Annotated in this window: 12 protein-coding genes, 1 tRNA gene and 1 pseudogene; 6 read left to right on the top strand and 8 right to left on the bottom strand. The window is 52.5% G+C overall.

Annotated elements, in window-relative coordinates:
• The first annotated feature begins 184 nt into the window (after positions 1–184).
• On the top strand, positions 185–394 hold the full coding sequence (locus VA597_RS04145; protein ID WP_326975253.1) for a helix-turn-helix domain-containing protein: 210 nt from the start codon (positions 185–187) through the stop codon (positions 392–394).
• Positions 395–546: 152 nt separating this feature from the next.
• The gene (locus tag VA597_RS04140; RefSeq protein WP_326975252.1) at positions 547–1,794 is read left to right on the top strand and encodes a tyrosine-type recombinase/integrase; all 1,248 of its coding nucleotides are present in this window, start codon (positions 547–549) and stop codon (positions 1,792–1,794) included.
• Positions 1,795–2,023: 229 nt separating this feature from the next.
• On the opposite strand, the gene VA597_RS04135 is transcribed toward VA597_RS04140, so the two are convergent.
• Positions 2,024–2,100: transfer RNA gene (locus VA597_RS04135), tRNA-Met, on the bottom strand.
• 215 nt (positions 2,101–2,315) lie between these two features.
• Between VA597_RS04135 and VA597_RS04130 the strand changes: the two genes are divergently transcribed.
• Complete coding sequence (locus VA597_RS04130) at positions 2,316–2,981, top strand: MBL fold metallo-hydrolase (RefSeq protein ID WP_243112620.1); 666 nt, start codon at positions 2,316–2,318, stop codon at positions 2,979–2,981.
• A gap of 147 nt (positions 2,982–3,128) precedes the next feature.
• On the opposite strand, the pseudogene VA597_RS04125 reads toward VA597_RS04130, so the two are convergent.
• Positions 3,129–3,542: pseudogene (locus VA597_RS04125) on the bottom strand (cupin domain-containing protein); the annotation flags it as partial.
• A gap of 199 nt (positions 3,543–3,741) precedes the next feature.
• Here VA597_RS04125 and VA597_RS04120 point away from each other — a divergent pair.
• Both VA597_RS04120 and VA597_RS04115 read left to right on the top strand, forming a co-directional pair.
• The gene (locus VA597_RS04120) at positions 3,742–4,317 is read left to right on the top strand and encodes a TetR/AcrR family transcriptional regulator (RefSeq protein WP_128741794.1); all 576 of its coding nucleotides are present in this window, start codon (positions 3,742–3,744) and stop codon (positions 4,315–4,317) included.
• The gene (locus VA597_RS04115) at positions 4,310–5,086 is read left to right on the top strand and encodes a sulfite exporter TauE/SafE family protein (RefSeq protein ID WP_128741793.1); all 777 of its coding nucleotides are present in this window, start codon (positions 4,310–4,312) and stop codon (positions 5,084–5,086) included. Before VA597_RS04120 ends, VA597_RS04115 begins: the two co-directional genes overlap by 8 nt.
• 79 nt (positions 5,087–5,165) lie before the next feature.
• Here VA597_RS04115 and VA597_RS04110 read toward each other — a convergent pair whose 3' ends face one another.
• From VA597_RS04110 to VA597_RS04085, 6 genes are all read right to left on the bottom strand, one after another.
• Entirely contained in the window at positions 5,166–5,894 is a 729-nt protein-coding gene (locus tag VA597_RS04110) for a DUF554 domain-containing protein (RefSeq protein WP_128741792.1), read from the bottom strand.
• A 240-nt stretch (positions 5,895–6,134) separates the two neighbouring features.
• Positions 6,135–7,964 carry a glutamine--fructose-6-phosphate transaminase (isomerizing) gene (gene glmS / locus VA597_RS04105; RefSeq protein ID WP_128741791.1) on the bottom strand — a complete coding sequence of 610 codons (1,830 nt, stop codon included), beginning with the start codon at positions 7,962–7,964 and terminating at the stop codon, positions 6,135–6,137.
• 65 nt (positions 7,965–8,029) lie between these two features.
• Complete coding sequence (locus VA597_RS04100) at positions 8,030–8,320, bottom strand: hypothetical protein (RefSeq protein WP_326975251.1); 291 nt, start codon at positions 8,318–8,320, stop codon at positions 8,030–8,032.
• Between the two features lie 14 nt (positions 8,321–8,334).
• The gene (locus VA597_RS04095; protein ID WP_128741790.1) at positions 8,335–9,675 is read right to left on the bottom strand and encodes an ABC transporter permease; all 1,341 of its coding nucleotides are present in this window, start codon (positions 9,673–9,675) and stop codon (positions 8,335–8,337) included.
• A 1-nt stretch (position 9,676) separates the two neighbouring features.
• The gene (locus VA597_RS04090) at positions 9,677–11,569 is read right to left on the bottom strand and encodes a COG1361 S-layer family protein (protein WP_128741789.1); all 1,893 of its coding nucleotides are present in this window, start codon (positions 11,567–11,569) and stop codon (positions 9,677–9,679) included.
• The gene (locus tag VA597_RS04085; RefSeq protein WP_326975250.1) at positions 11,566–12,285 is read right to left on the bottom strand and encodes an ABC transporter ATP-binding protein; all 720 of its coding nucleotides are present in this window, start codon (positions 12,283–12,285) and stop codon (positions 11,566–11,568) included. Before VA597_RS04085 ends, VA597_RS04090 begins: the two co-directional genes overlap by 4 nt.
• Before the next feature lie 221 nt (positions 12,286–12,506).
• On the opposite strand from VA597_RS04085, the gene VA597_RS04080 reads away from it, so the two are divergent.
• Positions 12,507–13,757 (top strand): [Fe-Fe] hydrogenase large subunit C-terminal domain-containing protein, encoded by a 1,251-nt coding sequence (locus VA597_RS04080; RefSeq protein WP_128741787.1) that lies wholly within the window; start codon positions 12,507–12,509, stop codon positions 13,755–13,757.
• The last annotated feature ends 3 nt before the right edge of the window (positions 13,758–13,760 follow it).

The raw sequence follows: 13,760 nt of genomic DNA, 5'->3' as shown, positions 1-13,760 counted from the left end.
AATACGCGGTCAAAGTGAGCGCAGGAAATGGGCCGGCGTGGGTGCAAACAACCAGAAAGCTTAGTACATAGGCTTAATATGAAAATCGATGAATGGAGGAGAAAAAATGATAAATAGGCAAGCAGACGTTGGAAGTAGGCCGATGGTTGGTATAAACAGTTCATTAATGAGGAGGCAGAAGTTAATGAGTAAATATAAAAATCTTGACGATATTCCTTTGACTTTTGGCCCAGTTCAGCTGGCTGAGATACTTGGAATATCTAAGAACAAAGCTTATAGCATAGCAAACAGACCTGATTTCCCCAAAATCCACGTTGGCAAAAAAATCGTTATTAGCAAAAAGCACTTTATTTCATGGATGGATGCTAACTTTTTTGATACAGCCAAATTTTGATAATGTTAGCAAAATACATTGTTCTTGTTGATTTTTACCTACCTGAATCGTAAAATATAGATGTTGGAAAAACCTGAAGGTGCATTTAAAAGTAAAGACGATGCAGAACAATGTTTTTGCTCATACAGCAAATAAGGAGGATTAAAATTAGTATGAGCAAAAAGAAAGCAAATGGTGAAGGTTCAATTTCCGAGAGAGCTGATGGCCGTTTCATGGGGCGCTACACCATCAGCGGAAAGAGATATGCGGTTTATAGCGATTCTTATGATGAGGCACGTAAGAAACTTAACGAAAAGCTTTCTGAAATTTCCAAGGGTGAGTTCATCGAACCCAACAAAGAAACGGTTGCTAAATGGATGCGAGATTGGTTGGAAGTTTATGCGTTACCAACGGTAAAGCAATCTACCTATGTATCCTACGAAGGGTATGTTCGCTTACATATTAATCCGGCTCTGGGCGACATCAAGCTTTCAGCTCTGACAATTGAGCAAATACAGCGCTTCTTCAATCAGCAAGGTGCTGACAGTAAAAAGAAAGCTAAATTGACGCCAAAAACTCTGAGAAACATTTACAATATGTTCCATGCTGCTCTCGATCAAGCCACTGTTAATCGTAAGATCGCCCGCAATCCAATTTTGGGAGTGAAGCTTCCGAAAATTCCAAAGAAAGAAATGCGAGTCTTAACTTTGGAAGAGCAAATCAAATTACATTCAGCCGTTTTAGATTCGGAAGAATTACATACATACGGTATCATTTTCGCAATGAACACCGGTATACGTCTAGGCGAATTGTTAGGCCTGCAATGGAAGGATGTGAATACTCAAAAACATACTATCAAGATACGCCGAACTCTTGGGCGTTTACAGAAAATTGACGAAAAGGGTTACCTTATTAAAAAGGCTAAAGGTATCCAGACAACAGAAATTGTTATTCAATCACCGAAGTCGACCTTTTCTCAAAGGGAAATTCCGTTATTTTCCGAATTGTGGGAAGGTCTCATGGCATATAAAAGAAAGCAGAATATTCTGAAAGATGCCTTTAGCGATGACTATGATGACCAGGACTTCATCTTCTGCACACCCTTAGGGCGCTACAATGACCCAAAAGCGTATGAAAGTCTTTTCAAAAGAAGAGTCAAGGCGGCAGGAATTGAAAAATCAAACTTTCATGCGTTGAGACATACGTTTGCGACTAGGGCCCTTGAGGCCGGGATGGATATCAAGGTGCTCTCGACTATATTGGGGCATTCCAGTGTTTCCATAACACTCGATCTTTATGGTCATGTGCTCGCTGATCATAAAAGAGTAAGCATGGAAAAAATGAGCAGTTTTTACGTTGGGTTCTCGACGACTGATGACACCAACAAAAAGGACGCCAAGAAGATGGACGAAGCGGTCTGACACCAACGAAATGATAGTTAAGGTCAAAATATCTTACACAAATATTGGTGTCAAGGCAGAAAACAGTGCCTATAAGACAATCCCGACTTATTAGCAGTGGATGGTTCTCCAAAACGGTTGGTGTCAATAATTGGTGTCAAAAGAAAAGCCAGTCAATATTGCAACAGGAGTTAAAGCAAAAGAAAAGCCGCAAACCCCTGATGTGATAAGGGTTTGCGACTTCTTAAATTGGTTGCGGAGGCAGGATTTGAACCTACGACCTTCGGGTTATGAGCCCGACGAGCTACCGGACTGCTCCACTCCGCGATATTTACCTTTTAAAGCTAACATACACGCCTCATTTAGAGTGCCTAAATATAATACCATCCCCCAAAAGAAATGTCAAGTCTTTTTTTCTTGAATTGTCGCTCTTTGTACACTAAAAAATATTATCTGTATATTAATTGAAATATTTGCACACATGAACTATAATCAAAGTAAAATAATGGATATTTCATTGATCGTCAAAAGAAACCAGCATCATGGTTATTATCAATCTGCAGCGGCTATCGATTCAATATTCTCTTGATTTCGTTGATTTTGCAGGAGGGAAAATGGCTAAATTACTTTATCAGGGACACGGTAGTTACAAAATTACCACAAACCAAAATTCTGTGATCTATATTGACCCCTTTGCGGGGAAAGGCTACGATGCTCCGGCCGATCTGGTATTGGTTTCACATGAGCATTCTGATCACAACCATGTCGAATTGGTAAAGCTGAAAAAGGATGGGAGAATTTATAGAAGCTCTGACCTGTTGAAAGGAGGCAAATATCAATCGGTCATTTATAAAGATGTAAAGATTGAAGCCACGCCTGCTTTTAACAAAAATCATTCAAAGAACGAATGTGTCGGATTTCTGATTACTGTGGATCACATCAAGATTTACGCGGCCGGCGATACCTCAAAAACGGACTACATGACAGACCGTCTGGCGGGTGAAATAATAGATTATGCCCTCTTACCAATAGACGGCGTATACAACATGGGTCCTGAGGGAGCCTCCTTGTGCGCAAAAATAATCGGCGCGAAACACAGCATTCCCATCCATATGAAGCCCGGCGCTTTGTTTGACGAAGAAAAAGCTAAGGCTTTCCACGCGGATGGAGAAATTGTTTTAAGGCCAAATGGGGAGATCAGCTTATGATCGTCCACACGACGCTTCCCTGTATTCTCCGAAAAAATCCGAACGGGCGTCGCACCCGGTCTTTTAGGACAGAGTGCATGCCCGTTTCCTTTACCATCCGGACGTTATAAGTCCAAGCGCCTCCGGCCCCGCGCGATTCCGAGAAAATTACTCCTCTGCCGCCATCGCGTCCGCTTTCGTTTTTTGAACCGTTCCCCGGGGGTGCTGCGGCGGAGCGTAAACCGAATACAATTTCAACGGCGCCGTGCCGACGTTGGTCACATCGTGCCACGTCCCGGCCGGAATGACAATCGCATCGCTTGGCCCGACTTTTTTTTGAAAGCTTAAATCATCTTTGCGGTCTCCGATTCTTACCAGCCCTTCGCCTTGCTCAATCCTGATGAACTGATCTGTGTTCGGATGCATCTCCACGCCGATATCATCATTGGCATTGATGCTCATCAATGTGAGCTGGAGATGGCTTCCCGTCCACAGCGCGGTACGAAAGGTATCATTCCCTCTGGTGGCTTGCTCAATGTTAACTACGATGGGAACCGGTCCATAATCTTTATATTCTTCAGGCATCCTTTCTGCTCCCTTCCCGATTTGATTTCAGCTTATTATATGAGTGAACTTGTAAGAAAGTTCTTTTTTAAAACAAATCAGGAAGGAGACAAAACGTCGTCTGGGTATTCGGACCCGCAGTAAAGGTTATCTCCGATTGACAAACTAATTGTGTTAGTTTATAATGACATTGTTATAGTTTAGAAGGAGGACCGGCATGGGCACAAGAAGAGGACTAAGCACGCAAGCAATCCTGAATGCCGCGGCGGAGCTGGCGGAGGAAAAAGGGATCGAAAACGTCTCTTTGCTCCAGGTAGCGGAAAAGCTGGGAATAAAATCGCCTTCTCTCTACAACCATTTTAGAGGGCTGAAAGAACTTTCGCTGGAAATGGCAAAACTTGCAATCGGCAGACTTGAAAATGCCATCCGCGACGCGGCGGTCGGCCGGTCAAAGGACGACGCATTGATGGCAATCGCTCTGGCTTACCGCAAATTTGCAAAAGAAAATCCGGAGCTGTACAAGTCAATTTTGAGATTCCCGGACTTCAAAGACAGCGGCATTCGAGAGACCGGCCACGCCGTCGTCCGCATCCTGTATCAGGTGATGGAGCCGTATTGCTGCGGCAAAGAGGAAACCATCCATTTTGCCCGGGGGTTCCGAAGCGCGCTTCACGGATTTGTCTCTCTGGAAGAGGCAGGTTTTTTCATGGGGACCGAAGCCGATGTGGACGAAAGCTTTGAACGGCTTGTTTCGCGTTTCATAAATACGGGAGAAGATGTCAGGCATGCTTGAATTTTTCGCCTTGCCCATCGTAGGATTTCTGGTGGGTATGCTGATTGTTTCCTTCGGGGGCGGCGGCGGAGCCGTCTATGTGGGAATTCTGACCGCCATCTTTCATGTTCCGCCCGCTGTGGCGGCGTCAACTTCCCTTGCGACCACAATCCCCACCACTGCGGCGGGGACATTCAGCCACTGGAAAGCTGGAAATATCAATCTGCGCTTTGGACTCACGATGCTGTGCGGCGGTGTTGCCGGCTCCGTCGCAGGTTCCCTGTGCTCCGGAATGCTGCCGCAGAATCTGTACAATAAACTGACCGGAACCATCCTGGTATTGCTGGCCTTACAGATGCTTCTTTCCAACGGAAAAAGGAAAACGAACGAAAGCACCGGCCACACGGATGGCAATCGACCTGGGCGGAACGGCTTCATTCAGGCGGTGTGCTTCGGACTGCTCGGGGGAATCATGTCCGGGCTGGTCGGCTTAAGCGGCGGCGGCCCGATCGTCGCGGGACTCATGATTTTGGGATGCGGAGCGCTCGAAACGGTGGGGACTTCGGTTCTTGTACTGCTGGGCATGGCAGTTACCGGTTTTGCCATGCACCTCGGCCTAGGCGATATCGATTGGAAACTTGTCGGGCTCCTGGCTTCCGGCACCACGTGCGGGGCCTTGATCGGTCCACTCCTCCTCAGACGGATGGACCAAAAACAGCTGGAGAAGATCCTTCAGCCGGTGCTTTTCCTGATGACTGCTGCGATGGGCGGGATATTGTTTTTTAAATAATCGCAGCCACGGCAGACAACCTCATGAGATGGCAGATGCTGTTCTTTCAAATGCAATCGGAACGGTATTCCCAGACCGTTTACCCGATAAAACGCAAAATCAGCTCATATGCAGCCGGAACCAAAAGGGCCGGCAGCATATTTCCCACTTTGAATTTTTTCCCAAACGCGATGTTCGCACCTACACAAAAAATAAGCGACGAGCCCACATAAGACAGATTATCGATCAGCGTCTGCCCCAAAAAGGGGCCGATAAAAACCGTGAGAAGCGTAATGCCGCCCTCATACACAAGAATCGGAACAGCCGAGAACATGACTCCCAATCCGTAACTGGAGGCAAAGGCCAAAACGATGACAAAATCCAGAATGGATTTGGCCGCCAACATGGAGTAGTCTCCTTTTAAACCATCCTGGATCGAACCGATGATCGCCATAGCGCCCACGCAAATAATCAACGACGAATTCACGAAGCCTTCCACAAACCGATTGTCCTCTTCCACCTTTGCCAAAGTTTTGAGCTTTTCTCCTAAGGCGTCAAGGGAGTGTTCAATATCTGCCGCCTGCCCGATCAGGCCCCCGATCACCAGCGAGAAGATCAACAGCATGACGCCTTGGGTTTGTATCCTTCCGTCGACGACCGTAATCATCCCCTGAAGGGTCCCCGCCGCGCCGATAAAAATTACCGCAACCCCACAGGTCTGCATCAGCATATCCTGTGTTTTCTGTTTCATTCCGTTCCTCAGGAACAGCCCGATGCCGCTTCCGGCAATGACGGCAATCGTATTGAAAATCGTCCCAAGCCCTTTCACGCAATCTCCTCTTACTTCTCCGCCATGTCAATAACCTTCTCCGAATCGCGCAGTGTCATTGCCATCGGTTTATTGTAACTCTCTGTAACTGGATTTTATGGTGCTTTTGCTTGTAAATTATAGCATAAACTCGAAAGCTGACGCAAGGAAAACGGCCTTTCCCCAATCAAAGACCCACACGGTCCACCGGACCGTGTGGGTCTTCTCTTACATTCAGGGATGCGGCGGAAGTGCCGCGGACTATTCCACTGTGACGGATTTCGCCAGATTTCTCGGCTTATCCACATCGCAGCCCTTCTGCACGGCGGTGTAATAGGCCAAAAGCTGAAGCGGAATGACGGCGAGCACCGGAGCCAGAACATCCTGAACGGCGGGGATATACAGGGCAGCTTCGGCTACCTTCTCGATGCCTGTGTTCCCTTCCATCGCCAGGCCGAGAACATTCGCGCCCCTGGTGGTGACCTCCCGGATATTGCTGATCATTTTGTCATACAGCCCGCTTTGCGTCGCGAGCGCGATGACGACCGTCCCGTCTTCGATCAGGGCGATGGTTCCGTGTTTTAATTCCCCTCCGGCATAAGCCTCGGAATGGATATAGGAAATTTCTTTCAGCTTCAGCGCTCCCTCCATGGCGACGGCATAGTCGATGCCCCTGCCGAGAAAGAACATATTCCGATGCATATAGTTATTGGAGGCAAATTTCTGAAGCGTTTCCCTGTGATCGAGCATCTGTTCCGCCTTCTGCGGCAGGGTCAGCATATCGCTTTTCATGGTTTCCATTTCCTCGTTTGTCATGGTGCCCCGGTGCTGGGCAAAATACAGCGCCAGAATATACATGGCGATCAGCTGGGTGGTGTAAGCTTTGGTCGAAGCGACCGCGATCTCGGGCCCCGCCCAGGTGTAAAGGACGTCGTCCGCCTCGCGCGCAACGGAGCTGCCCACGACGTTTGTGACGGCCAGCACTTTGACTCCCCGGCTCTTCGCCTCGCGCAGCGCGGCGAGCGTATCCGCCGTCTCTCCGGACTGGCTGACGACGATCAGAAGCATTTTATCCGTCAGGAGCGGATCGCGATAGCGGAATTCCGACGCGATATCGACCTCCACCGGAATCCGCGCCAGCTTTTCAATGACGTATTTTCCGACAATTCCCGCGTGGTAAGCGGTCCCGCAGGCCACAATATAGATTTTTTCGATGTCCTTGATCTCCCGCTCCGTAAACGAGATGTCGTCCAGCCTGACGGGCTGGCCGGGCAGGATGCGGGAGGTCATGGTCGCCTTGATGGCGCCCGGCTGCTCGCAGATCTCTTTCAGCATAAAGTGCTCATACCCGCCCTTTTCCGCGGCGTCCGCGTTCCAGGTGACGTGTTTGACCGGTTTCTCGGCTCTCTCGCCCTCCGGAGTGTATACCTCCACCGAGTCCTTCCGGATGACGGCGAATTCCTTGTCTCCCAGGTAGATGAAATCCCTCGTATAATTCAGCACGGCGGGGACATCCGACGCGATGAAGTTTTCTCCCCTGCCGACGCCGATGACCAGCGGGCTGTCTTTTCTCACCGCAATGAGCCGGTCCGGCTCATAGACGGACAAAATGCCCAGAGCATAACTGCCCTCCAGCTTGGAGACAGTTTTCATTACCGCTTCCAGCAAATCTCCGCTGTAATAATAATCGATCAGATTCGGGATGACCTCCGTGTCCGTTTCGGAATAAAAATGATATCCCTTTCCGATCAGAAATTCCCGCAGATGCTGATAGTTCTCGATAATCCCGTTGTGAATGACGCTGACGGTTCTTTTCCCGTTCGTGTGAGGGTGGCAGTTCGTTTCCGAAGGCTCCCCGTGCGTCGCCCAGCGGGTGTGGCCGATGCCGACGGTGCCCGGCAGCGCCGCCGCCTTCAGTTTCTTCTCAAGGCTCGCCAGCCTCCCCTTGCTCTTCGCAAGGCTCATTTCTCCCTTTTGATTCAACACCGCGATTCCGGCGGAGTCATACCCGCGGTATTCCAGTCTGCACAGTCCGCTCAGAAGAATCGGCTGAGCCTCCCGGTCTCCGATGTAACCGACGATTCCACACATGTTTTTAGCCTGCCTTTCAAAAAAGTATTCAGGCTTTCAGGTACCCTGCTGAATTTGTTCGGGGATCACTCCCTGTTTTTTTCAGCATTTCCGGTAGTACCATACCGCAAGGCATCCGCCGAAGTTTCGATTTTCCTTGTCCTCGTCAACTCGCGCTGGAAGGGCCGCGCGAGTTCTGGCGCTTCTGATTCCGTTTGAAAGCCTTGACCTATCATACAATACCAGTTTAAGTTTTTCAAGTGAAATTGTTCCCTAAAAAAGCCGGGGGAGGGCGCAATCTTTTTCATAACTCCCAGCCGCATCTTGCCAAACGCCGGCGGGCGGGCAGCAAAAATGGCCGTCCGGCTGGAAAACATAAAACCGAAGAGCGCTATTCCTGTTTGATCGCGGTCAGCGCGCTGATCTTCATCGCCCGGTTTGCGGGCAGAATTCCCGACGTCACCCCGACCAGGGTGGAGAAGGCGAGGGAGGCGAACACCAGCCAGACCGGGATGATCGAAATAGCTCCGCCCATCCCTAGGACGCCGTCCCCGCCGCCGGAGGACGCCATGCGGGCGGCCAGCGAATTGAGGAAGGCCGATATTCCATAGCTGATCCCGATTCCGGCCGCGCCGCCGAGAAAACCGATCGCTCCGGCCTCCATCAGGAACATGGCCCGGATGTTCCATACGACGCATCCTAGGACCTTCATGATTCCGATCTCCCGGGTGCGCTCATAAATCGACATCACCATGGTGTTGGTAATGCCGAGCGCCGCCACAAGCAGAGAGATCGCGCCCAGCCCGCCCAGGATCATCTGCACGGTGCGGAGCTGTTTTTCCATCGCGTCGCGCTGGCTCTCCATGCTGTACGACTGGTAGCCGAGGCCGGTGATCTGCTCCACCGCGTCCGGCACCGCGTCGATCGAGTCCATTTTGAGGACGATCTGACCGTAGGAATCCTGCGCATCGCCCTTTTTGACATTGTTCAGCTTGTCGTACTTTTCCCGCAGCTCCTTCGCGTAGGAAAGATCCATGAAGATGCAGTCGCTGGGACTCGGATTTTTGCTGTAATCCTCCGCCAGCGTGCCGAGCACATGGAGTTTTACTTCCTTCTGCTTCGCCGTGGAATCCTCCGGAGGATTGACGTTCAGCGTGAATTTATCCTTTGTCAGGTCCACAAAGGGCTCCGGCAGATTTCCGTTTTTGTCGGGCGTCCGGTCGACATAGTTATCGTCTTTTTTGTTGCCGTCTACAAAATCATAGGCAGACTGGCTGCCGAACAGAATATCCGTCTTCTGGAAATCGGACCCGGGAAGGCTTCCGGTCTCCGCCTGAAAACCGAAGGTTTCCAGCGTGTCCATCGCAACCCCGTAGATCATGCCCTGAAACTGGTATTTCCGGCATTTTACGGTGACACAGGAGGAATCCAGAAAATAGACCGGCGTTACGGCGGCGAGATGCGGCAGCTTCTGGATTTCTTTGAGCGCTTTCTCATCCAGCCCTCCGGAGGAACCTTTGGAACCTCCTCCCCCGCCGTATACGGTGACGACGGTCAGGTCGCCCATGCTTTCCATCGTGTCCTCCATGCTCTGCCGCATCCCGAACCCAAGGGAAAGCATGACGATGATCGCGCAGGTGCCGATCACGACGCCCATCACGGTCAGCGCCGTGCGGACGCGCCGGTGAAACAGGTTGGAAAGGGCCATTGCAATCATGTCGCGGAACTTCATCTCAGGCTCCTCCGCCGGGCTCGTCGTAGTCGTCCGACTCCTCCAGCAGACGCAGCTTTTTCGCCTTCCGTTTTTTTAAAAATACGGCGGTCCCGGCCGCAATGGCAATAACCCCCGCGGCGACGCCGGCCCACAGCTTCCAGCCCGACCCGCCCTTCTGCGGCCCGGTTCCCGGCGTCCCGTCCGGATTCACGCCGTCCGGCCCTCCCGCTGCCGGGACTTCCGCGGCCTGAACCTCCGTGGAAAACTTCTTAACAACCGTCGTAACCTTCCCGGAGGCGTCCTCATAATTGAACGTCGCCGTCCCGGAGAGAGTCCCCTCCTTCTGCGGCGTCAGCGCCGCCTGCAGCGTGTCGCTCGCCCCGGAATCCACGTTGCCGATGTACTGAGCGCCCTCTTCGGTGCCGAAGTTTCCCGCCAGTTCGACGGAGACGTTATAGACCTTGCTTTTTCCCTTGTTGACATAGTCGACGCTGACCTGCCCGGCCTCCCCCGCAAAAAAAGGGCTGCTCAGCGCCGGCTCGCCGATCTCGAACCGGATGGGCTGCGAAAGCGGGATGGTGATCGTCTCCTGGGAGGTCAGGGTCTGGCGCTTGCCGTCCACGACCGCGTCGTAGCTGAAGTTGACGATCACGCCGTAGGAATTCGGAGCGGCGTCCGCTTTCGGCAGCAGCGCGATTGTCTTTTTCACGGTTGCTCCCGCGCTGAGCTTCGGGATAAAAAACGTGTTCGAGGACTGGGAAGGCGTGAAAACGCTGCCCGTGGTGGGCGCCTTGTCGGAGTCCGAATCCCCCGTGTCGGAGCCGACCGTCATTTTGCAGTTGTCAATGGCGGCCGAGCCGGTGTTCCGCACGTTCATCACCAGATTGAACTCCTGCCCGCCGGTCACGGCCTTGCCGCCGAAATCGTAGCTTTCAATAATAAGCTGAGGCTTGCTGTCTCCAACCTCGCCGGTGTCGTCCTTCCCGGTTTTTGTCCCGGTGATCGGAAGGTAGATCTTCGACGCGGACTTGTCGGTATCGTCAGCGGAGAGCGAGATGCCCACCGGGTAGCTGCCCGTCTCCATTTTGGAAAGACACGCGAGAGGGTAGTTGACGGTTGCCGACGCTCCGGGACTCAGGTTTCCCAGCGTTTTGGTATCCGTCTCCCCCCGGATGCTCACGCCCTCCGCGCCGGAAAGGTCCAGGACGGAGAGGACGTTGGCGCAGGCGGCGGAACCCGTGTTCTTCACGGTCAGGGTCAGCCCGAAGGTCTCCCCTTCCCTCACCGGCGAATGGTCCAGCTTGTAGGAACTGACCGTCAGCTGTCCCTGATCCTCCGTGTCGGAACTGGAATCCAGCTTGCTGAACACCAGATATTCGACGGTGTAGGATGGCACTTTGTTATTATCATAAGTTACGACGTCGTTTCCTTTCGCGTCTTCACAATAGGTGATTTTAAACTTTAAAACGCCGTAGCCGCTTCCCATGCGTTTCAGATACCGCTGCGGGAGGTAAAGATGATACGTCACAATTCCGGTATCCTCCGGGTAGGAATCATCGTCATCACTGTTGGACGTTTCGATTTTCGCCGAAAAATCGGATTTGCTGACGGAAACGGAGCCGGTTTCCGCTCCGATATCAAAAACCGCGTATCTTGCCTCGCTGATATTAAGCGCGTTAAAAATTTGCGATGAGTCGGAACCCTTCGTATCAAACGTCTGCGTAAAGGTCAGGTCCACGTCAAACGGGCTGCCCACTCCCGGCGCGGCGGGGGTGACCGTCGCGGAGGTCACGCGCGGGTCCTGAATTTCCTTTACGTTGGCCCGCGCCGGAGCCGCGGCCCCGAAAGCGGCCGAAAACGCCAGCGAAGCCGCAAGAAACAATGCGGCTGTCCGGCTCTTTTTATGTCTCATTCTTTTTGCTCCTCCTCTTTTTCCACCGCGGCGGGACTGTTTTCATCCGAAACCTTGCACCCGTCGTGGATCGTAATAACGCGCCCGGCGTACCTTGCAATCTCCGGATCGTGTGTTACAATAATGAGGGTTTCCCCGTATTTTCCGGCCATCGAGACCATCAGCTCCATGACCTCCCGGCCGGTCCTGCTGTCCAGGTTTCCGGTCGGCTCGTCGGCAAAAATCAGCTTCGGCCTCGCGACAAAAGCGCGCGCAATGCCGACGCGCTGCTGCTGTCCCCCGCTCATCTGCGTCGGTTTGTGCATCAGCCGGTCGCCGAGCTGGACCGCCCGGAGCATTTTGACCGCCTTCCGGGTCCGGATCTCCTTCCCGACTCCGCGGAACGCAAGCGGCAGCGCCACATTTTCGACCGCGGTCATGGTCGGCATAAGATTGTAGGACTGAAAGATAAACCCGATGTTTTTCTGCCGGAACAGCGCCCATTGCTTTTCGCTGTAGTCTGTCACATCGGTCCCGCCGATCACGACGCTGCCCCGCGAAGGACGCTCCAGCCCGGCCATGATATTGAGCAAAGTGGATTTTCCGGAGCCGGAGGTCCCCAGAACGCAGCAGATTTCCCCCTGTGCGACGCTTAGGCTGATGCGTCCCAGCGCGACGATTTTTTCAGTGCCGATATGATACACTTTCCGAATGTCGCGGATGCTGATCATGTCCATGAAATCCCCCTTTAGCTGCCGGAAATTTGCTAAAATATTACAATTTTCATTTTATTCTCATTTTTCTTCAAAATCAATGAACAAATTTGTAACATCCGTATTCATACAGATGTTTCCTCCTGCCGATGGATTCCCATCCGGCCGTATAGGGAATCCTCCGCCAGCGTAAAATAACGAAACACAGACCCCCAAGGCGAACGGCGAAGAAAGAGGCGACTTTCATGACGACATTTGAAGAACTTTACGGCAGGCTCGTCAAGGCCTCCGTGCAGAACAGGCTGCCGGAAGAACTGGAACAGGTCAGAAAAGAAAAGTATGACCCGCACCAGCTGGACTGCCTGCTGAATCCGGAAAAACATCCGCCGGTGATCCGGATCGGAGACTGTGCCTGTTCGGAAGACGAACGGGCGGCCTGCGCGGGAAAATGCCTGTTCGACGCCTTGTACCGGGATGAAAAGGGCAACCTGGTCGTCGATCCGGAGCTTTGCGTCGGGTGTGAGGACTGCGTTGAAAACTGCAAGGCGCACAAGCTGACGGAAAGCCGCGACATCCTGCCGGCGCTCGAAGCGATCCATCATGCCGATGCCCCGGTCTACGCGATGATCGCCCCGGCGTTCATCAACCAGTTCAGCAGCGAAGTCACGCCGGGCAAGCTGCGCTCCGCGTTTAAGCGCATCGGCTTTGCCGGCATGGTGGAGGTTGCCCTCTTCGCGGACATCCTGACCCTTAAAGAAGCGCTGGAATTCGACCGCAATATTTTAAAGGAAGAAGATTATCAGCTGACCAGCTGCTGCTGCCCGATGTGGATTTCGATGATCCGACGGGTCTATCATGAGCTGATTCCCCACGTTCCGGGCGCCGTTTCACCGATGGTCGCCTGCGGCCGATCGATCAAGACTCTTTACCCGAAAGCCGTGACCGTCTTTATCGGGCCGTGCCTCGCCAAAAAGGCGGAGGCGCGCGAAAAGGACGTGGCGGATTCGACCGACCACGTCCTCACCTTTCGGGAAATGCGGGATATTTTTGATTTTGCCGGAATCGACCCGGCAAAGATGCCGGAGGATGAGCGGGACCATTCCTCCAGGGCGGGCAGAATCTACGCCAGCACCGGCGGAGTGAGCGAGGCGGTACAGAAAACCGTCGAACGGCTGAACCCGGACCGAAAGATCACCGTAAAAGCCGCGCACGCGGACGGCGTGCCCGGCTGCAAAAAAATGCTGAGCGACGTGCTGGCGGGTCATGTCACCGCGAATTTTATCGAAGGCATGGGGTGTGTCGGCGGCTGCGTCGGCGGTCCCAGGGCCCTGATTCCCGCGGAGGAAGGCCGGAAGAATGTCCGCCGCTACGGGGACGAAGCGGCTTATCCCACGCCGATCGACAATCCTTTCGTCATTGAGCTGCTGCATCGTCTTGGATTCGACACGGTCGAAAGTCTGCTGGAACACAGCGACATTTTCACCCGGGACTTTTAATAA

The sequence above is a fragment of the Caproicibacter sp. BJN0012 genome (assembly GCF_035986805.1).
In the GTDB taxonomy this organism is placed as follows: domain Bacteria; phylum Bacillota; class Clostridia; order Oscillospirales; family Acutalibacteraceae; genus Caproicibacter.
The sequence above is the reverse complement of the archived record's forward strand: the minus strand, read 5'-3'. Positions and strand labels throughout refer to the sequence as shown.

Coding starts and splice junctions, on each gene's coding strand:
- glmS (WP_128741791.1), bottom strand. CDS start 7,964: ATGTGTGGAATCGTCGGTTACATCGGAGACCGGGAGGCTCAGCCGATT.
- VA597_RS04115 (WP_128741793.1), top strand. CDS start 4,310: ATGCTTGAATTTTTCGCCTTGCCCATCGTAGGATTTCTGGTGGGTATG.
- VA597_RS04080 (WP_128741787.1), top strand. CDS start 12,507: ATGACGACATTTGAAGAACTTTACGGCAGGCTCGTCAAGGCCTCCGTG.
- VA597_RS04100 (WP_326975251.1), bottom strand. CDS start 8,320: ATGTTTTCCAGCCGGACGGCCATTTTTGCTGCCCGCCCGCCGGCGTTT.
- VA597_RS04120 (WP_128741794.1), top strand. CDS start 3,742: ATGGGCACAAGAAGAGGACTAAGCACGCAAGCAATCCTGAATGCCGCG.
- VA597_RS04140 (WP_326975252.1), top strand. CDS start 547: ATGAGCAAAAAGAAAGCAAATGGTGAAGGTTCAATTTCCGAGAGAGCT.
- VA597_RS04130 (WP_243112620.1), top strand. CDS start 2,316: ATGGTTATTATCAATCTGCAGCGGCTATCGATTCAATATTCTCTTGAT.
- VA597_RS04145 (WP_326975253.1), top strand. CDS start 185: ATGAGTAAATATAAAAATCTTGACGATATTCCTTTGACTTTTGGCCCA.
- VA597_RS04095 (WP_128741790.1), bottom strand. CDS start 9,675: ATGAAGTTCCGCGACATGATTGCAATGGCCCTTTCCAACCTGTTTCAC.
- VA597_RS04090 (WP_128741789.1), bottom strand. CDS start 11,569: ATGAGACATAAAAAGAGCCGGACAGCCGCATTGTTTCTTGCGGCTTCG.
- VA597_RS04085 (WP_326975250.1), bottom strand. CDS start 12,285: ATGGACATGATCAGCATCCGCGACATTCGGAAAGTGTATCATATCGGC.